The organism is Bradyrhizobium niftali (assembly GCF_004571025.1).
Classification (GTDB): Bacteria; Pseudomonadota; Alphaproteobacteria; order Rhizobiales; family Xanthobacteraceae; genus Bradyrhizobium; species Bradyrhizobium niftali.
In genome coordinates, this window is the sequence record NZ_SPQT01000034.1 from 39,573 (window position 1) to 56,854 (window position 17,282).

Sequence of the window (17,282 nt, forward strand, 5' to 3'; positions counted from 1 at the left end):
GACGGCAGGTCAGAAGAGAAGCTGTCATGCTGGGCCCGCGTCATCCAAAGTCTTCCCATCCGGGGCCCCTATCGTCGGGTGCGACCCGGCGGAGCGCGCTCGGTCTGTTGCTCGGCGCGCCGCTGCTGTCGGCCTGCGCCGGCGTGCAGCAGAGCCTCAGCCAGTTCTCCAATCCCTTCAGCAGCTCCTCCGCGCCCCCGGCTCAGCCGGCCGGCCCGCCGCAACAGGCCACGACCGCCGGCACCGGCGGGGTGAAGGTCGCCGTGATCCTGCCGCTCTCGGCCGCCGGCAACGCCGGCCTCGCCGCGCAGTCGATGCGCAACGCCGCCGAGATGGCGCTGGCCGAATTCCAGAATCCGAACATCCAGCTGCTGATCAAGGACGACAATGGCAGCCCGCAAGGCGCGCAGGCAGGTGCGCAGCAGGCGGTCGACGAGGGCGCCGAGATCATCCTGGGACCGCTGTTTGCGCAGTCGGTGCCGGCGGTGGCGCAGGTCGCGCGCACGCGCGGCATTTCCGTCATGGCGTTCTCGACCGATTCCAGCATCGCCGGCCGTGGCGTCTATCTGCTGAGCTTCCTGCCGGAGTCCGACGTCAACCGCATCGTCGAATATTCCGCCAGCATCGGAAAGCGCTCGGTCGCCGTGCTCGTGCCCGACAATGCCTATGGCAACGTGGTCGAGGCCGCGGTGAAGGCGGCGGTGCCGCGGCGTGGCGGCCGCATCGTTGCGTTCGAGAGATACGGTGCCGATCGCGCCACGCCGGCGCGCGCCGTGGCGCAGCAGCTCGGCAGCGCGGATGCGCTGTTCATCGCCGACGACGGCGATGCGGTGGTGACGGTCGCCGATGCGATGACGGCCGCAGGCGCGAACCTGCGCAACATCCAGCTGCTCGGGACCGGCCTGTGGGACAATCCGCGCGTCTACGCGAATGCGAACCTGCAAGGCGGCCTCTACGCCGCGCCGGATCCGGCCGGCTTCCGCGCTTTCTCCGGCCGCTACCGCACCAAATACGGCGCCGAGCCGATTCGCACCGCAACGCTCGCCTATGACGCGGTCGCCCTCGTCGCCGCGCTCGCGCGTACGCAAGGCACCACGCGCTTCTCGTCCGACGTGCTCACCAACCCCTCGGGCTTTGCCGGCATCGACGGCCTGTTCCGCTTCCGCGCCGACGGCACCAACGAACGTGGCCTCGCGGTGATGAAGGTGACAACCGGTGGCGGCGTCGCGGTCGCGGGCTCGCCGAAGAGTTTTGGGGCGTAGTTCGGGACGACGGTGCCGTAGGGTGGGTTACGCCTTCGGCTAACCCACCCTACGAAATCTCGCTACGCCGCCAGGTCCGCGACCACCGCGTCCAGTACCGGGAATCCGCTGCTCGTCACGCGCAGGCGGCCGCTGGTGTCGACGGTGATCGCACCTTCCTCGCGCAGCAGCGCGATGCGCTTGGGGTCGAGCGGGCGGCCGGAGAGGGCGGTGTAGCGCTCGGGGTCGATGCCCTCGGCGAGACGGAGTCCCATCAGCAGGAATTCGTCGGCGCGCTCCTCGCTGTTCAGGAGATCGTCGGTGACGACGCCATGGCCGCCGGTCTCGACCCGCATCAGCCAGGCTTCGGGGCGCTTCTCGGTGGCGGTGGCGTGCCTGATCCCGTCGATGTCGAGCCGGCCATGCGCGCCGGGGCCGATGCCGGCATATTCCTCGCCGCGCCAGTAGACCAGGTTGTGCCGGCACTCGGCGCCGCGCCGCGCGTGATTGGAGATCTCGTAGGCGGGCAGGCCGAGCCTGTCGCAGGTCTCCTGCGTGACGTCGTAGAGCGCGCGCGCGACCGCCTCATTCGGCGTCTTCAATTTGCCGGCCTGGTGCAGGCCGAAGAACGGCGTGCCTTCCTCGATCGTCAATTGATAGAGCGACAGATGCTCGGCCGCTTCATCGATCGCGAGACGCAGTTCATCGGCCCACATCGCCGGCGTCTGGTCGGGGCGGGCGTAGATCAGGTCGAACGAATAACGGTCGAACGAGCGGCGCGCGATGGCGACGGCATCAAGCGCTTCGCGCGCGCTGTGCATGCGGCCCAGGGCTTTCAGTGAAGCATCGTCGAGCGCCTGCACGCCGAGCGAGACGCGGTTGACGCCGGCGGCGCGATAGCCGGCGAAGCGCGTGGCCTCGACGCTGGTCGGGTTTGCTTCCAGCGTGACTTCGGCGTCCTTCGCCACCGTCCAGTGCTTGCCGATCGCATCGAGCACGGCGCCGACGGTCGCAGGCTGCATCAGCGACGGCGTGCCGCCGCCGAGGAAGATCGAGGTGACCTCGCGGCCGGGCGCGCGCTGCGCGGTCGTTTCGATCTCGCGCGCGAAGGCGGAGGCGAAGCGCGCTTCGTCGATCGCGGCGTGGCGGACATGGCTGTTGAAGTCGCAATAGGGGCACTTCGACAGGCAGAACGGCCAGTGCACGTAGACGCCGAAGGCTTCCTTAGCGCGGCTCAAGGCAGATCTCCGCCAGTTTCACGAAGGCACGGGCGCGGTGCGACAGGCCAAGGCCAAGCGGCGGCAGCCCGTGCTTCTCGATGCTTTCCATCTCGCCGAAAGTACGGCTGTGGCCGTCGGGCAGGAACATCGGATCGTAGCCGAAGCCGGCGGTGCCGCGCGGCGGCCAGACCAGCGTGCCGTCGACGCGCGCCTCGACCTCGTCGAGATGATCGTCGGGCCAGGCGACGCAGAGCGCGGAGACGAAATGCGCCTTGCGCTTGTCGGGCGTGGTCGCGCCGCGCTCCTGCAACACGCGCTCGATCCGCGTCATCGCCGCGGTGAAATCCTTGGTCGGCCCGGCCCAGCGTGCGCTGTAGATGCCGGGCGCGCCGTCGAGCGCGTCGACCACGATGCCGGAATCATCGGCGAAGGACGGCAGCTTGGTCGCCCGCGCCGCCGCGATCGCCTTGATCGCGGCGTTGCTGCGGAAATCGTTGCCGGTCTCGTCGGGCTCGGCAAGGCCGAGATCGCCGGCCGACACCGCCTCGATGCCGTAAGGCGCCAAAAGCTCCTTCATCTCGGCGAGCTTGCCGGGATTGTGGGTGGCGATGACGAGCTTTCCGGTGATTCGGCGGTGCATGGGCCTATTGACTACGCGACAGCCAGTTTCTGCAAGTCCACGAGCCGCGCGATACCCTTCTGGGCCAGCGCCATCAGCGCGAGGAACTCGTCTTGTGTGAACGGTTCGCGTTCCGCGGTGCCCTGCACCTCGATGATGCGGCCGTCGCCGGTCATGACGAAATTGGCGTCGGTCTGGGCTTCCGAATCCTCGGCATAGTCGAGGTCGAGCACCGGGGTGCCGTTGTAGATGCCGCAGGAGATCGCGGCGACGTTGTCGCGCAGCACGTTGGCCTTGACCATGTTGCGCGCCTTCATCCAGTTGACGCAATCGGCGAGCGCGACCCAGGCGCCGGTGATCGAGGCCGTGCGCGTGCCGCCGTCGGCCTGGAGCACGTCGCAATCGACCGTGATCTGGCGCTCGCCGAGCGCTTCGAGATTGATGATGGTGCGAAGCGAGCGGCCGATCAGGCGCTGGATCTCGACGGTACGGCCGCTCTGCTTGCCGGCGGAGGCCTCGCGGCGGGTGCGTTCCGAGGTCGCGCGCGGCAGCATGCCGTATTCGGCGGTGACCCAGCCGCGGCCCTGGCCCTTCAGCCACGGCGGCAGGCGGTCCTCCAGCGTGGCGGTGACCAGCACATGGGTGTCGCCGAATTTCACCAGGCAGGAGCCTTCCGCATATTTGACCACGCCGCGCTCCAATGTCACGGGGCGCAATTCGTCGGGCGCACGGCGGCTTGGCCGCATGGGAAATCCTCCAAAACTCACGGGAATAGGCTGTTCGCGGTGCTTGTAGGTGGGGTGAGGGTGAGCGGCAAGGCCTTTTCGGTCCCCAGGCAACTGTCGAGCAAGTGCAAGACCACGCTTGTCATGGACCTCCCGGATGGACAAATTACAAGCATCTGAGAGGAGTTGCCGTCTGTGGCCCATCACGATCCGATCCATCTGATCGCGCCGCGCGCAGGCCTCGCCCAGCTGAATGAGCGTTCCCGCGACATCTTTCGTCAGATTGTCGAAAGCTATCTCGCGACCGGCGAGCCGGTGGGCTCGCGGAACATCTCACGCCTGATCGCGATGCCGCTGTCGCCGGCCTCGGTCCGCAACGTCATGGCCGACCTGGAACAGCTCGGCCTGATCTATGCCCCTCATACGTCCGCCGGCCGGCTGCCGACGGAACTCGGCCTGCGCTTCTTCGTCGACGCCTTGATGCAGGTGGGTGACCTCAATGACGCCGAACGGCAGTCGATCCAGAGCCAGCTCACCTCCGTCGGTCAGGCGCAGTCGGTCGAGGCGGCGCTGGACCAGGCGCTGACCCGGCTGTCGGGCCTGACCCGCGCCGCCGCGGTGGTGCTGACGCCGAAATCCAATGCGCGGCTGAAACACATCGAATTCGTCCGGCTGGAACCGGAAAAGGCGCTGGTGATCCTGGTCGGCGAGGATGGCCAGGTCGAAAACCGCGTGCTGACGCTGCCGCCCGGAGTTCCCTCTTCTGCGATCACCGAGGCCGGCAATTTCCTCAATGCGCGGATTCGCGGCCGGACCCTGGCCGAGGCGCGGCTCGAGCTCGAGACCGCGCTCGCCGAAGCCCGTGCCGAGCTCGATCAGCTGACCCAGAAGGTGATTTCCGCCGGTATTGCCAGCTGGTCCGGCGGCGAGAACGAGGACCGCCAGCTCATCGTCCGTGGCCACGCCAATTTGCTGGAGGATTTGCACGCGCTGGAGGATCTGGAGCGGGTGCGCCTCTTGTTCGACGATCTCGAGACCAAGCGCGGCGTGATCGACCTGCTCGGCCGGGCCGAGACCGCCGAGGGTGTGCGCATCTTTATCGGTTCGGAGAACAAATTGTTCTCCCTGTCGGGTTCCTCCACCATCATCTCGCCCTATCGGGATGCCGCCGGCCACATCGTCGGCGTTCTGGGCGTGATCGGGCCGACACGGCTGAATTATGCCCGCGTGATCCCGACCGTGGACTACGCCGCCCGCATCGTCAGCCGCCTTCTGGGGGGCTGACCGGCGTTTCCTCCGATCACGGGCGCTTGATTTTCGTGAGCTTAGGCACGATATCCGGGCCAACAATCCCTTGAGACGAGTTCGAGAAGAGAGCCGATGACCGATCGAGACCGGCAGCCCGACGACACGACCCCGCCAACCGGCGAGCCCGTGGTGTCAAAACCCTACATCATGCCCGACGATCCGGAGCCCGGCTCGGTCGAGCTGTTGCAGCAGGAAGCCGCCGAGGCGCGCGACCGCATGCTGCGGACGCTGGCCGAGATGGAGAATCTGCGCAAGCGAACCACCAAGGAGGTCGCCGACGCCCGTCTCTACGGCATCACCGGCTTTGCCCGCGACGTGCTCGACATCGCCGACAATCTCCAGCGTGCGCTCGACGCGGTTCCGGCCGAGGCCCGTGCCGCGGCCGATCCCGGCCTGACCTCGCTGATCGAGGGCGTCGAGCTCACCGAGCGCTCGCTGCTCAATGCGCTGGAAAAGCACGGCGTCAAGAAGTTCGATCCGCAGGGCCAGAAGTTCGACCCGAACTTCCAGCAGGCGATGTACGAGGTGCCGGATGCGTCGGTGCCTGCGGGCACCGTCGTGCAGGTCATGCAGGCCGGCTACACCATCGGCGATCGCGTGCTGCGTCCGGCGCTCGTCGGTGTTGCCAAGGGCGGCGCGAAGGCTGCGCCCGCGGCGAACAACAACGAGTCGAGCGGCGCGGCCAACTAGCTCGCAGACCTCATGGTGAGGAGCCGCGCCCTTGCGCGGCGTCTCGAACCATGAAGGTCACGATTTAACAGCTCGGCCTTCATCCTTCGAGACGCGCGCGAAGAAGCGCGCTCCTCAGGATGAGGGTCTGGCAGTCGTTCGCGTCGACTACGCGCCGACCGTGATATCCGCAGACTGAATGCGCTTCACGCCGGCCTTGGCCATGTCGGCCCAGGCTTTTGCCAGCGAGCCCTGCGTGTCGATGCCGCGGCAGGCGTCTTCCACGACATAGACCTCAAAGCCCGCCTTGCGCGCGTCGAGCGCGGTCCAGGCGACGCAGAAATCCGTCGCGAGGCCAGCGACGAAGACGCGCTTGATCTTGCGGCCCTTCAGATAGCCGGCGAGGCCGGTCGACGTCTTGCCGTCGGCTTCGAGGAAGGCCGAATAGCTGTCGACGTCCTTGTGAAAACCCTTGCGGATGATGAGCTCGGCATGCGGGATCGCGAGGTCCTTCGACAGCGAGGCGCCGTCGGTGCCCTGCACGCAATGGTCGGGCCACAGCACCTGCTTGCCGTAGGGAAGGTCGACGGTCTCGAACGGCTTCTTGCCGGAGTGCACCGATGCAAACGAAATGTGGCCGGGCGTGTGCCAGTCCTGGGTCATCACTACGTTCGCAAACGCTTTCGCCATCTTGTTGATGACGGGAACGACCTGCTCGCCTTCCTTCACGGCGAGGCTGCCGCCGGGCAGGAAGCAGTTTTGCACGTCGATCACGAGCAGCGCGGAGGCATCGTCCGGCTTGATCGATGCGGCCGCAAAGAGCACGCTTGGAGCAAGGGCTACGAGAGCGCTTGTCCCAAGCGCCGCGAGGATTTGTCGTCGATCAAGCATCGTTCGCCTCCCTCCAGGATGATCCAATGGAGGCAAGCCTAGTTCCGTTCGTATACGAACAGAAGCCCGAAAATGCAGCCGGCCCTGTCCAGCGCTTGGGCGTGCTAGTTTCCCGTCGTCCCGGCGAAGGCCGGGACCCATACGCCGCAGCAACAGTTTTGCGAAGACTCGGAGTTACCAGCGCGCCCCGTAACCACTCCCTGTGGTTATGGGTCCCCGCCTTCGCGGGGACGACAGTTGAGTGTGTTGGAGCGCCTCGGGCTACCCCTTCGGCTGGATGCCGTCCCGCACGGCGCGGAAGCGGGTGAAGGCGGCGGACCACTGGTCGCGCGGGGCGCTGGCGATGATGCGCAGCGAGGCGCCGCCGCTTGAGAAGCGGATCCACTGCACCACGGTCACCGGGGTCTTGTCCTTGCCGCTGACGCCGTCGATCCGGGTCTCGAAACCCTGCTGGCCGTTGATGCGGATCGGTTCGGACATGGTGACGCGCGATTCGCGCACGCCGGGGATCTGGAGCGCCGCCTCCTGGGCGAAGCGGGCGCGGTCGTCGGCGGCTTGCGGGGTGGCGCCGATCAGGCCGAGGATCATGAACGGCTTCGATTCATAGCCCGTGGTCTCGTCGCCGTCGGCCAGGATGAGGCTGGAGCCCGGCGCCAGCGTGCGGATGCCCTTGAAGTCGGCAAGATCGGTGATCTTGAAAGGCATCAGCGCGATCTGCTCTTCGGCCGAGACCTGCTTGCGGGTGACGGCGCTCGCAAACATCTGCCGCACCGCCTCGTCGGTGTAGATCTTGGTCGCGTTCTCCGGGATCTGCACCGCGACATAGCCGGAGAAGCCGGCGCCCGGCACGATCATCGAATAGCGCTTCACCGGGGTCTCGCCGGCCTTGCCGCTCTCGGTGGTGAAATAGGCAAGGCCCGCGGGGGTCTCGATCTTGTCCTGCTTGACGCCGCCAGTGCCGGCCGGATTGGAATTGAAGGCGCTCGCGACCTCGCCATAGGCGGCCGGCGGCAGCTCGGTGATCAGCACCTTGACGGTACCGTCCTCGCTCTCGAAGCCGGGAAAGGTCTTGGCCGTGTTGAGGCCGATCAGCGGCACCATGCCAAGGCGCAGGCCGGGCGGGAAAACGGCGTCGGCGGCCACGGCCGGAAGCGCGGAGGCAATGAGGAGGGCGAGCGCGGCGAGGGGGCGGGTCAGCTTCATGGGCACTCTGATTGGTCCATATTGAGGCCGTTCGATGGTCGGCCACCGGGCCGCTTTGTCGCGCTCAGCAGCCTGGGTGCGGCGCTCCGGCCGGTCCGCCTTTTAACGGGTTTGGCCTTGCCGCAACAGGGCGGGACCGATCACGGCGGCGGGGTGCCGGCCAAGGACCGGACCTGTTAATAATTCCTCACCCGCAAGGGCGATACAGCCCGGATATGTTCTTCCAAAACCCAATGTTTTCACGGCCGAAACTTGCGTTCGGTCCTTGCGGGCCCCTCCCCCCCTCCTATATGAGCCTCAATCATCGCAATATCGCGGATGTTTGATCTTAGGGGGTTTCGGTTCGGGTGCCTTCTGGGCCCAGCCAGCCTGCCGCAAAAACAAGGATATCAGGACCATGGGAAAGGTCATTGGGATCGACCTCGGCACCACGAACTCGTGCGTCGCCGTAATGGATGGCAAGAACGCCAAAGTCATCGAGAATTCCGAAGGCATGCGCACGACGCCTTCGATCGTCGCCGTCACGGATGATGGCGAGCGCCTCGTCGGCCAGCCGGCCAAGCGCCAGGCCGTCACCAATCCCGAGCGCACCTTCTTCGCAGTGAAGCGCCTCATCGGCCGCCGCTACGACGACCCGATGGTCGAGAAGGACAAGAAGCTCGTTCCGTACAAGATCGTGAAGGCTTCCAACGGCGACGCCTGGGTCGAGGCCGATGGCCAGACCTACTCGCCCTCGCAGGTCTCGGCGTTCATCTTGCAGAAGATGAAGGAGACCGCGGAAGCCCATCTCGGCCAGAAGGTCGACCAGGCCGTCATCACCGTTCCCGCCTACTTCAACGACGCCCAGCGCCAGGCGACCAAGGACGCCGGCAAGATCGCGGGCCTTGAAGTACTGCGCATCATCAACGAGCCGACCGCGGCCGCGCTCGCCTATGGTCTGGACAAGACCAAGACCGGCACGATCGCCGTGTACGATCTCGGCGGCGGCACGTTCGATATCTCCATTCTCGAAATCGGCGACGGCGTGTTCGAGGTGAAGTCGACCAACGGCGACACCTTCCTCGGCGGCGAAGACTTCGACATGCGCCTGGTCGGCTATCTCGCCGACGAGTTCCAGAAGGAGCAGGGCATCAACCTGCGCAACGACAAGCTCGCGTTGCAGCGCCTGAAGGAAGCCGCTGAAAAGGCCAAGATCGAGCTGTCGTCGACGACGCAGACCGAGATCAACCTGCCCTTCATCACCGCGGACCAGACCGGCCCGAAGCATCTGACGATGAAGCTCACCCGCGCCAAGTTCGAGGCGCTGGTCGACGACCTCATCCAGAAGACCGTCGAGCCCTGCCGCAAGGCGCTGAAGGACGCCGGCGTCACCGCCGGTGAGATCGGCGAAGTCGTTCTGGTCGGCGGCATGTCGCGCATGCCGAAGGTCCAGGAAGTCGTGAAGCAGCTGTTCGGCAAGGAGCCGCACAAGGGCGTCAACCCGGACGAAGTCGTGGCGATCGGTGCCGCGATCCAGGCCGGCGTGCTCCAGGGCGACGTCAAGGACGTGCTGCTGCTCGACGTGACCCCGCTGTCGCTGGGCATCGAGACGCTGGGCGGCGTGTTCACCCGTATCATCGACCGCAACACCACGATCCCGACCAAGAAGAGCCAGGTGTTCTCGACCGCCGAGGACAACCAGAACGCGGTCACCATCCGCGTCTTCCAGGGCGAGCGTGAAATGGCGGCCGACAACAAGATGCTCGGCCAGTTCGACCTGATGGGCATTCCGCCGGCCCCGCGCGGCATGCCGCAGATCGAGGTGACGTTCGACATCGACGCCAACGGCATCGTCAACGTCTCGGCCAAGGACAAGGCCACCGGCAAGGAGCAGCAGATCCGCATCCAGGCCTCCGGCGGTCTGTCGGAAGCCGACATCGAGAAGATGGTCAAGGACGCCGAGGCCAACGCCGAAGCAGACAAGAAGCGCCGCGAGGCCGTGACCGCCAAGAACGAGGCGGACGGACTGGTGCATTCGACCGAGAAGGCGCTGGCCGAGCACGGTTCGAAGGTCGCCGAGACCGAGCGCCGCGCCATCGAGGATGCCGTCAGCGACCTCAAGGAAGCGCTGAAGGGCGACGATGCCGAGGCGATCAAGGCCAAGACCCAGACGCTGGCCCAGGCTTCGATGAAGCTCGGCGAGGCCATGTACAAGCAGCAGGCCGAGGCCGACGCCAAGAAGGACGCGGCCAAGGACGACGTCGTCGACGCGGAATTCACCGAAGTCGACGACGACAAGAACAACAAGAAGTCCGCCTGAGCCCCAAGAGGGTGATGATGCGGACGGCTTGGACCCCACACACCTATTCAGCCTCCCCCTTCGCGGGGGAGGCTTCCGTGTCGAGGTCGACGGGCGACGCTCCCGTTACGATCGATCAATTTCCAGCCGTTATTCTCAACGCTGCCATGCTGCCCTCTGCCGCGAAGCGGAGGGGTGCCTATATCGTTGCGTGGCAACGTTGCTTCGCCCCGGTTTGAATCGCGATTGGATAGACCGAGTTGAACATGTCCACGTCCACCAAGCGCTGCTACTACGAGACCCTCGAAGTCGAACGCGACGCCGACGAATCCAAGTTGAAGTCGTCGTTCCGCAAGCTCGCGATGAAGTTCCACCCCGACCGCAATCCCGGGGACGACACCAGCGAGGTCAAGTTCAAGGAAATCAACGAGGCGTACGAGGTCCTGAAGGACAGGGACAAGCGCGCGGCCTATGACCGTTTCGGCCATGCGGCCTTCGAGCAGGGCGGTCCTGGCGGCGGTGCCGGTTTCGGCGCGGGCTTCGCCTCCTCCTTCTCCGATATTTTCGAGGACCTGTTCGGCATGGCCGGACAGCGCGGCCGCGGCGGCCGCGAGCGCGGCGCCGACCTGCGCTACAACATGGAAATCACGCTCGAGGAAGCCTTTGGCGGCAAGACCGCGCAGATCGAGATCCCGGTCTCGGTCACCTGCGAGGCCTGCTCGGGCATCGGCGCCAAGGCCGGCACCAAGCCGAAGACCTGCTCGAGCTGCGGCGGCGCCGGCCGCGTGCGGCAGTCGCAGGGCTTCTTCACGCTGGAGCGGACCTGTCCGGGCTGCCAGGGCCGCGGCCAGATGATCGAGGACGCCTGCCCGTCCTGCTCGGGCCAGGGCCGTGTGACCCGCGAGCGGACGCTGTCGGTCAACATTCCCCAGGGCGTCGAGGACGGCACGCGGATCAGGCTCGCCGGCGAAGGCGAGGCCGGCGTCCGGGGCGGCCCGGCCGGCGACCTCTACATCTTCCTGTCGCTGGCCCAGCACCAGTTCTTCCAGCGCGACGGCGCCGATCTGCATTGCCGGGTGCCGATTTCGATGGTGACGGCCGCCCTTGGCGGCGAATTCGAGGTGCCGACCATCGAGAAGGGCAAGGCCAAGGTGAAAGTGCCCGCCGGGACCCAGTCCAACCGTCGATTCCGCATTGCATCAAAAGGCATGCCGATACTGCGCTCGCGCCAGACCGGCGACATGTACGTTCAGGTCGTGGTCGAAACCCCGCAGAATCTCACCAAAAAACAGCAGGAATTGCTGGCCGAGTTCGAAAAGCTCTCTTCCGGCAACACCCAGCCGGAATCCGAGGGCTTCTTCGCCAAGGTCAAGGATTTCTTCGGTAATCGGGCGAATTGACTCGTCTTGACCGTATCGCCTTCGGCCTATACGTCTTTATGACCATTTTCTGACACGCCGCGGTCACGCGGTCCCGTCCGGTCCAGACATGCCATTGCCATCGTCCGCGCGTGCGTTGAAGAAGCCTCGTCTCGATGACGAGGTGCGCTTTCTCAGATCGTGGATCGAAAAGCCCCTCCACATGGGCGCAGTGATGCCGTCGGGCAAGCTGCTGGCCCGGACCATGGCTCATTACGTCGACGTCAACTCCGATGCACCTGTGGTCGAACTCGGCCCCGGTACTGGCGCCATCACCTCGGCCCTAATCGAACGTGGTGTCGACCAGAAGCGTCTCGTCCTCGTCGAGTACAATCCCGGCTTCTGCGCGCTGCTGCGCGACCGCTATCCGCAGGCCAAGGTCGTGCAGGGCGATGCCTATCGCCTGCGCGACACGCTCTGGAACGTGCTGAGCGCGCCGGCATCCGCGGTCGTCTCCGGCCTGCCGCTCGTCACCAAACCGATGCTGACGCGGCTGCGGCTCATTCGCGATGCCTTCACGGCGCTCGCGCCCGGCGCGCCCTTCGTCCAGTTCACCTATGCGGTGGTGCCGCCGATCCCGAAATCGCTGCCCGGCGTGTCCACAGAGGCCTCGGAACGGATCTGGATGAACCTTCCGCCGGCCCGCGTCTGGGTGTATCGCAAGGATTAATTCCGCCGGCATTCGTCTTTGCGCGGCGGGCTCGTTTCGCCGAACGCATTGGATCGGATGTCCGCACCCAAAATCCTGGTCATTCCCGGCTCGCTGCGCACCGGCTCGCACAATGCGAAGCTGGCCGCGGTCGCCGCCTATGAATTCGCCCAGGCCGGCGTCGACGTCACCCGCATCTCGCTCGCCGATTTTCCGCTGCCGATCTACGACGGCGATCTCCAGGCCAAATCAGGCGTGCCCAAGCACGCGATCAACCTCAAGCGCATGATCGGCGCGCATCATGGCGTGCTGATCGTTTCGCCCGAATACAATGCCTCGGTGCCGCCGCTGCTGAAGAACGCGATCGACTGGGTCAGCCGCGTGCACGAGCTGCACGAGGCGCGTGGCGAGGTGTTCCGCAACCGCCCCTTCGCGCTCGCCGGCGCCTCGCAGAGCCGGCTCGGAACGGCCCGCGCGCTGCAGGCGTTGCGGCTGATCCTGACCTCCTGCCACGCCAATGTGATTGCCAGCCAGCTCACGCTCGCCTTTGCCGGAGAGGCCTATGACGATATGGACAGGCTCAAGAACGAGGGCGATATCGCCGCGTTAAAGGAGCTGGTCACGCAGTTGATCGACATTTCCCAACGCATGATGTGAGGTGACATGACGCCAGCCGAGATCGCCCCGAAGGACCGCCTGATCGTAGGCCTCGATCTGCCGAGCGTTGATGCCGCGGAGGCGATGATCGCAAGGCTCGGCGACAGCGTCACGTTCTACAAGATCGGCTATCGCCTCGCTTATGCCGGCGGTCTGCCGCTCGTTGCCAGGCTCGCCGACAAGGGCAAGAAGGTCTTTCTCGACCTCAAGCTGCACGACATCGGCAACACCGTGGCGCAAGGCGTCGAGAGCATCACCAAGCTGGGCGCGACCTTCCTCACCGTGCACGCTTATCCGCAGACCATGAAGGGCGCCGTCGAAGGCCGCGGCAGCTCGAGCCTGAAGATCCTCGCCGTCACTGTGCTGACCTCCTACAACGATGACGATCTGCACGCGGCAGGTTTCCGGCTCGGCGTCTCCGAGCTCGTCGAAGCGCGCGCGCAGCAGGCGCAGGTGCTTGGCATCGACGGGCTGGTGTCGTCGCCGGAGGAAGTGGGCGCCTTGCGCAAGATCGTCGGCCACCAGATGAGCCTCGTCACGCCCGGCATCCGGCCGGCGGGCTCGGCAAGTGGCGATCAGAAACGCATCATGACGCCGGGCCGTGCGATCACCGCGGGCGCCGATTATCTCGTCGTCGGGCGCCCGGTGGTGGAAGCCACCGACCCCAGGGCGATCGCCGATGCCATCCAGGCCGAGATCGCGCAGGCGCTGGGAGCATGATCCGGAAAAGTGTGCAGCGGTTTTCCGATCAGATCATGCTCAAATAGAGACAACAACACAGGGAGAGAAGAACAATGGCAAAAGGCTACTGGATCGGGCGCGTCGATGTGAGCAGTGACGAGGGCTACAAGCCCTATGCCGTCGCCAACGGTGCGATCTTCAAGAAATGGGGCGGCCGTTTTGTCGTCCGCGCCGGCAAGTTCACCACCGTCGAAGGCGCCAGCCGCACCCGCAACGTCGTGATCGAATTCCCGGACTACGAGACCGCGATCGCCTGCTACAACTCGCCGGAATACCAGGCCAACATCAAGGTGCGCCAGCCGCACTCGGTCGCCGACCTCATCATCATCGAGGGCTATGACGGCCCGCAGCCGTCGGACGGCTGAGGCACGCCGTCATTCCGGGGCGCCGAAGGCGAACTATGGTGCGCCGTTGCGCACCTGAGAATCTCGAGATTCCGGGTTCGGCCCTGCGAGCCGCCCCGGAACGACGGTGAACGTGGCGTCACTGCCGCCTGCTCCCCTCGGTTGCCGGAACTGCATCCCCCCGCTACAACGGCCCCGAAGAGGATCACATCATGTCCGACATGCGCTTGATTGTTGCTGGAGCCGGCGGCCGGATGGGCCGGGCGCTGACGCGGGCGATTGCCGAGAGCAAAGGCGCGGTTCTGGCCGGCGCGCTGGAGGCGCCGGGCTCCGAGCTGCTCGGCAAGGATGCCGGCGTGCTCGCCGGCCTGCCGGCCAATGGCATCAAGGTCTCGGCCGATCTCTGGGCGATGTCGAAGGAGGCCGACGGCATCCTCGATTTCACCGTGCCGGCCGCGACCATCGCCAACGTCGCGATCGCCGCCGAGCGCGGCATCGTGCATGTCGTCGGCACCACCGGGCTTTCGAGTTCCGACAACGCCGTGATCAAGAGCGTCACCAATCGCGCGGTCGTGGTGCAATCAGGCAATATGAGCCTCGGCGTCAATCTGCTTGCCGCGGTGGTCAAGCGCGTCGCCAAGGCGCTCGATGAAACCTTCGACATCGAGATCGTCGAAACCCACCACCGCATGAAAATCGATGCGCCCTCGGGCACCGCGCTGATGCTGGGGCAGGCGGCGGCGGCCGGCCGCGGCATCTCGCTCGACGATCACGCGGCGCGCGGCCGCGACGGCATCACCGGCGCCCGCCGGCCCGGCGACATCGGCTTCGCCTCCTTGCGCGGCGGCACCGCGGCCGGCGACCACAGCGTCAGCTTCCTCGGCCCGTTCGAGCGCCTGACGCTGTCGCACCAGGCCGAGGACCGCATCCTGTTCGCGCACGGCGCGCTGAAGGCGGCGCTGTGGGCGCATGGCAAGAAGCCGGGGCACTACTCCATGGCCGACGTGCTCGGCCTCGCCGACATCTGAACGAAAATAACGGAAAGTCATCAATGAGCGAACGTCTTCTCGTGCTCGTCCGCCACGGCCAGAGCGAATGGAATCTGAAGAACCTGTTCACGGGGTGGAAGGATCCTGATCTCACCGAGCTCGGCGTCACCGAGGCCAGGGAAGCCGGCCGCAAGCTGAAGGCGCAGGGACTCGTGTTCGACGTCGCCTACACCTCGGTGCTGACGCGCGCGCAGCACACGCTCGATCTCATCCTCGGCGAGCTCGGTCAGGAGGGGCTGCCCACGGAGAAGAACCTCGCGCTAAACGAGCGCGACTATGGCGATCTCTCCGGCCTCAACAAGGACGACGCCCGCAAGAAATGGGGCGAGGACCAGGTGCTGATCTGGCGCCGCTCCTACGACGTGCCGCCGCCCGGCGGCGAGAGCCTGAAGGACACGCTGGCGCGCGCGCTGCCCTATTACGTGCAGGAGATTTTGCCAAGCGTGCTCAACGGCAAGCGCACGCTGGTCGCCGCCCACGGCAACTCGCTGCGCGCGCTGATCATGGTGCTGGAAAAGCTGTCGCCCGAAGGCATCCTGAAGCGCGAGCTCGCGACGGGCGTGCCGATCATCTACCGGCTCAATGCGGATTCGACGGTGGCCTCGAAGCTGGACCTGGCGGGGTAGGCTTCTTCGCCTCTCCCCGCTTGCGGGGAGAGGCCGGATTGCATCGCAGATGCAATCCGGGTGAGGGGGAGTCTCCGCGAGTCCAACTGTCACCGTCCATGCGGAGACTCCCCCTCACCCCGATCCTCTCCCCGCAAGCGGGGCGAGGGAGAAGAATCACTGCACCCCCAGCTTCCCCGCCTCCCAGCCCAGCATCGCCTGCTTGCGGGTGATGCCCCAGTGATAGCCGGTGAGCGTGCCGCTCTTGCCGAGCGCGCGGTGGCAGGGCACGACGAAGGAGACCGGGTTCTTGCCGACGGCCGCGCCGACGGCGCGCGAGGCTTTCGGGCTGTTGATGTTGCAGGCGATGTCGGAATAGGACACCGCGCGTCCCATCGGGATCTTCAGCAGCGTTTCCCAGACCCGCACCTCGAAATCGGTGCCGATCATCACCACGCGCAGCGGCTGGTCCGGCCGCCACAGCTTGGTGTCGAAGATTCGCTGGGCGAGCGGGGCGGTGCCTTCGTGATCCTCGACGTAAGTTGCGTTCCGCCAGCGCCGCATCATGTCGGCAAGCGCTGCTTTTTCCTCGCCGGGATCGGCGAAGGCAAGTCCCGACAATCCGCGATCGGTCGCGATCACGATGGCCGTGCCGAAGGGTGAGGCGTGGAAGCCGTAGCGCAGGGTGAGGCCCGCGCCGCCATTCTTCCATTCGCCCGGCGACATCGCCTCGTGGGTGACGAAGAGATCGTGCAGCCGGCCCGGCCCCGACAGGCCGGAGTCGAGCGCGGCGTCGAGCACGCTCGCGGAATCCCGCAGCAGGCCCTTGGCGTGGTCGAGCGTCAGCGCCTGCATGAAAGCCTTCGGCGTGATCGAGGCCCAGCGGCGGAACAGATGGTGCAGTTCATCGGGCGTGACGCCGGCCGCATCCGCCATCGCCTCGATGGTCGGCTGCGCGCGCCAGTTCTCCGAGATGAAGGCGATCGCCCGGCGCACCGAGTCATAGTCGCGCAGCGCGGCGTTCTGGGGGCCCGGCTTGGTCAGGCGGTGATCATGTATGGCGAGTGTCATCATGACCGGAAATGTAGGAGAGGGGGCGGCTCGAAACCACCCGATTTCCGACGTGACATCAGCGAATGGGGTTGAAGGTCGGTCCTCGCTTGGCGGCGTTCAGCGCCTCAACCAAGCCATTGTAAAAGCTTGCTTTTTCTTCTGGCCCCAAAAATCCGGCGAGCTGGAGCCGGCGGCCGCGCGAGATCAGATAGAGGTGCTCGAGGCCAAAATCCTCGTCGACCTCCAGGTCGAGCCGGACCCAGAGCGGATTGAACGTCCATTCGGCGACCTGGCCGCGATGGCTGACGCGCCGCACCCGCAGTTCCGAGGGCGTGACCACGATCTCCTCGCAGGCCCGCGCGGCGCGGAAATTGACCTTGAAGGCCCACCAGATCACCAGCACGTCGAGGCCGAAGAAGCCGAGCACCGGCCACGCGCCCATCATCAGGAAGACGAGGCCGGTGACGAAGCTGACGACGCTCAGGAACAGCATCACGGCGAGGAAGCCGGTGCGGTTCAGCGAGCGGTGCGGCGTCAGCAGCGCCGAGAAGATTTGAGCTTCGCTCTGATCCTCGGAGCCCCTGCGCTCAATTTCGTTGCCTGTGCTCATCG

At 66.0% G+C, this 17,282-nt stretch carries 18 protein-coding genes; 11 read left to right on the forward strand and 7 right to left on the reverse strand.

Translation table 11 applies throughout. The annotated features are described in order from the left end of the window. The first annotated feature begins 26 nt into the window (after positions 1 to 26). Positions 27 to 1,262: a penicillin-binding protein activator gene (locus E4K65_RS39320; protein ID WP_135178664.1), complete on the forward strand. Its 1,236-nt coding sequence runs from the start codon at positions 27 to 29 to the stop codon at positions 1,260 to 1,262. Positions 1,263 to 1,324: 62 nt separating this feature from the next. Here the strand turns inward: E4K65_RS39320 and hemW are convergent, their stop codons facing one another. Genes hemW through rph form a run of 3 tightly spaced genes read right to left on the reverse strand, consistent with a single transcriptional unit; the run spans position 1,325 to position 3,826 of the window. Next, positions 1,325 to 2,479 (reverse strand): radical SAM family heme chaperone HemW, encoded by a 1,155-nt coding sequence (gene hemW / locus E4K65_RS39325; RefSeq protein ID WP_135178665.1) that lies wholly within the window; start codon positions 2,477 to 2,479, stop codon positions 1,325 to 1,327. Beyond that, entirely contained in the window at positions 2,466 to 3,101 is a 636-nt protein-coding gene (gene rdgB, locus E4K65_RS39330; RefSeq protein ID WP_135178666.1) for an RdgB/HAM1 family non-canonical purine NTP pyrophosphatase, read from the reverse strand. Before rdgB ends, hemW begins: the two co-directional genes overlap by 14 nt. Before the next feature lie 11 nt (positions 3,102 to 3,112). After that, positions 3,113 to 3,826, reverse strand: coding sequence for a ribonuclease PH (gene rph / locus E4K65_RS39335; protein ID WP_135178667.1), 714 nt, complete (start codon positions 3,824 to 3,826; stop codon positions 3,113 to 3,115). 174 nt (positions 3,827 to 4,000) lie between these two features. On the opposite strand from rph, the gene hrcA reads away from it, so the two are divergent. Beyond that, positions 4,001 to 5,089 carry a heat-inducible transcriptional repressor HrcA gene (gene hrcA / locus E4K65_RS39340; protein ID WP_027543757.1) on the forward strand — a complete coding sequence of 363 codons (1,089 nt, stop codon included), beginning with the start codon at positions 4,001 to 4,003 and terminating at the stop codon, positions 5,087 to 5,089. Positions 5,090 to 5,185: 96 nt separating this feature from the next. After that, a complete protein-coding gene (gene grpE / locus E4K65_RS39345) occupies positions 5,186 to 5,803 on the forward strand; it encodes a nucleotide exchange factor GrpE (RefSeq protein WP_135178668.1) in 618 nt (205 codons plus the stop codon). Positions 5,804 to 5,950: 147 nt separating this feature from the next. Here grpE and pncA read toward each other — a convergent pair whose 3' ends face one another. Beyond that, entirely contained in the window at positions 5,951 to 6,673 is a 723-nt protein-coding gene (gene pncA / locus E4K65_RS39350) for a bifunctional nicotinamidase/pyrazinamidase (protein ID WP_135178669.1), read from the reverse strand. Positions 6,674 to 6,934: 261 nt separating this feature from the next. Continuing rightward, entirely contained in the window at positions 6,935 to 7,876 is a 942-nt protein-coding gene (locus tag E4K65_RS39355) for a hypothetical protein (RefSeq protein ID WP_167771516.1), read from the reverse strand. 397 nt (positions 7,877 to 8,273) lie between these two features. Between E4K65_RS39355 and dnaK the strand changes: the two genes are divergently transcribed. The 8 genes from dnaK (at position 8,274) to E4K65_RS39400 (ending at position 15,638) form a co-directional block, all read left to right on the forward strand. Continuing rightward, the gene (gene dnaK, locus E4K65_RS39360) at positions 8,274 to 10,175 is read left to right on the forward strand and encodes a molecular chaperone DnaK (protein ID WP_011083506.1); all 1,902 of its coding nucleotides are present in this window, start codon (positions 8,274 to 8,276) and stop codon (positions 10,173 to 10,175) included. A 245-nt stretch (positions 10,176 to 10,420) separates the two neighbouring features. Beyond that, entirely contained in the window at positions 10,421 to 11,554 is a 1,134-nt protein-coding gene (dnaJ, locus tag E4K65_RS39370; protein ID WP_135178672.1) for a molecular chaperone DnaJ, read from the forward strand. Positions 11,555 to 11,642: 88 nt separating this feature from the next. After that, positions 11,643 to 12,242, forward strand: coding sequence for a class I SAM-dependent methyltransferase (locus E4K65_RS39375; protein WP_135178673.1), 600 nt, complete (start codon positions 11,643 to 11,645; stop codon positions 12,240 to 12,242). 57 nt (positions 12,243 to 12,299) lie between these two features. Then, complete coding sequence (locus tag E4K65_RS39380; RefSeq protein ID WP_135178674.1) at positions 12,300 to 12,878, forward strand: NADPH-dependent FMN reductase; 579 nt, start codon at positions 12,300 to 12,302, stop codon at positions 12,876 to 12,878. A gap of 6 nt (positions 12,879 to 12,884) precedes the next feature. After that, positions 12,885 to 13,598: an orotidine-5'-phosphate decarboxylase gene (pyrF, locus tag E4K65_RS39385; protein WP_135178675.1), complete on the forward strand. Its 714-nt coding sequence runs from the start codon at positions 12,885 to 12,887 to the stop codon at positions 13,596 to 13,598. Between the two features lie 74 nt (positions 13,599 to 13,672). Continuing rightward, entirely contained in the window at positions 13,673 to 13,984 is a 312-nt protein-coding gene (locus E4K65_RS39390; protein ID WP_135178676.1) for a DUF1330 domain-containing protein, read from the forward strand. A gap of 191 nt (positions 13,985 to 14,175) precedes the next feature. Next, complete coding sequence (gene dapB, locus E4K65_RS39395) at positions 14,176 to 14,991, forward strand: 4-hydroxy-tetrahydrodipicolinate reductase (RefSeq protein WP_167771517.1); 816 nt, start codon at positions 14,176 to 14,178, stop codon at positions 14,989 to 14,991. A 23-nt stretch (positions 14,992 to 15,014) separates the two neighbouring features. Continuing rightward, positions 15,015 to 15,638: a 2,3-bisphosphoglycerate-dependent phosphoglycerate mutase gene (locus tag E4K65_RS39400; RefSeq protein WP_135178678.1), complete on the forward strand. Its 624-nt coding sequence runs from the start codon at positions 15,015 to 15,017 to the stop codon at positions 15,636 to 15,638. A 156-nt stretch (positions 15,639 to 15,794) separates the two neighbouring features. Here the strand turns inward: E4K65_RS39400 and E4K65_RS39405 are convergent, their stop codons facing one another. After that, positions 15,795 to 16,691, reverse strand: a complete 897-nt coding sequence (locus tag E4K65_RS39405) for a methylated-DNA--[protein]-cysteine S-methyltransferase (RefSeq protein WP_135178679.1) — start codon at positions 16,689 to 16,691, stop codon at positions 15,795 to 15,797. A 55-nt stretch (positions 16,692 to 16,746) separates the two neighbouring features. Beyond that, positions 16,747 to 17,280: a DUF2244 domain-containing protein gene (locus tag E4K65_RS39410; protein WP_027543746.1), complete on the reverse strand. Its 534-nt coding sequence runs from the start codon at positions 17,278 to 17,280 to the stop codon at positions 16,747 to 16,749. Positions 17,281 to 17,282: the final 2 nt, after the last annotated feature.

Excerpts from the sequence above, each read along its gene's own strand:
- E4K65_RS39320 (WP_135178664.1), top strand. The coding sequence starts at position 27 with ATGCTGGGCCCGCGTCATCCAAAGTCTTCCCATCCGGGGCCCCTATCG.
- rdgB (WP_135178666.1), bottom strand. The coding sequence starts at position 3,101 with ATGCACCGCCGAATCACCGGAAAGCTCGTCATCGCCACCCACAATCCC.
- rph (WP_135178667.1), bottom strand. The coding sequence starts at position 3,826 with ATGCGGCCAAGCCGCCGTGCGCCCGACGAATTGCGCCCCGTGACATTG.
- grpE (WP_135178668.1), top strand. The coding sequence starts at position 5,186 with ATGACCGATCGAGACCGGCAGCCCGACGACACGACCCCGCCAACCGGC.
- pncA (WP_135178669.1), bottom strand. The coding sequence starts at position 6,673 with ATGCTTGATCGACGACAAATCCTCGCGGCGCTTGGGACAAGCGCTCTC.
- E4K65_RS39355 (WP_167771516.1), bottom strand. The coding sequence starts at position 7,876 with ATGAAGCTGACCCGCCCCCTCGCCGCGCTCGCCCTCCTCATTGCCTCC.
- dnaK (WP_011083506.1), top strand. The coding sequence starts at position 8,274 with ATGGGAAAGGTCATTGGGATCGACCTCGGCACCACGAACTCGTGCGTC.
- dnaJ (WP_135178672.1), top strand. The coding sequence starts at position 10,421 with ATGTCCACGTCCACCAAGCGCTGCTACTACGAGACCCTCGAAGTCGAA.
- E4K65_RS39375 (WP_135178673.1), top strand. The coding sequence starts at position 11,643 with ATGCCATTGCCATCGTCCGCGCGTGCGTTGAAGAAGCCTCGTCTCGAT.
- E4K65_RS39380 (WP_135178674.1), top strand. The coding sequence starts at position 12,300 with ATGTCCGCACCCAAAATCCTGGTCATTCCCGGCTCGCTGCGCACCGGC.
- pyrF (WP_135178675.1), top strand. The coding sequence starts at position 12,885 with ATGACGCCAGCCGAGATCGCCCCGAAGGACCGCCTGATCGTAGGCCTC.
- E4K65_RS39390 (WP_135178676.1), top strand. The coding sequence starts at position 13,673 with ATGGCAAAAGGCTACTGGATCGGGCGCGTCGATGTGAGCAGTGACGAG.
- dapB (WP_167771517.1), top strand. The coding sequence starts at position 14,176 with ATGTCCGACATGCGCTTGATTGTTGCTGGAGCCGGCGGCCGGATGGGC.
- E4K65_RS39400 (WP_135178678.1), top strand. The coding sequence starts at position 15,015 with ATGAGCGAACGTCTTCTCGTGCTCGTCCGCCACGGCCAGAGCGAATGG.
- E4K65_RS39405 (WP_135178679.1), bottom strand. The coding sequence starts at position 16,691 with ATGATGACACTCGCCATACATGATCACCGCCTGACCAAGCCGGGCCCC.
- E4K65_RS39410 (WP_027543746.1), bottom strand. The coding sequence starts at position 17,280 with ATGAGCACAGGCAACGAAATTGAGCGCAGGGGCTCCGAGGATCAGAGC.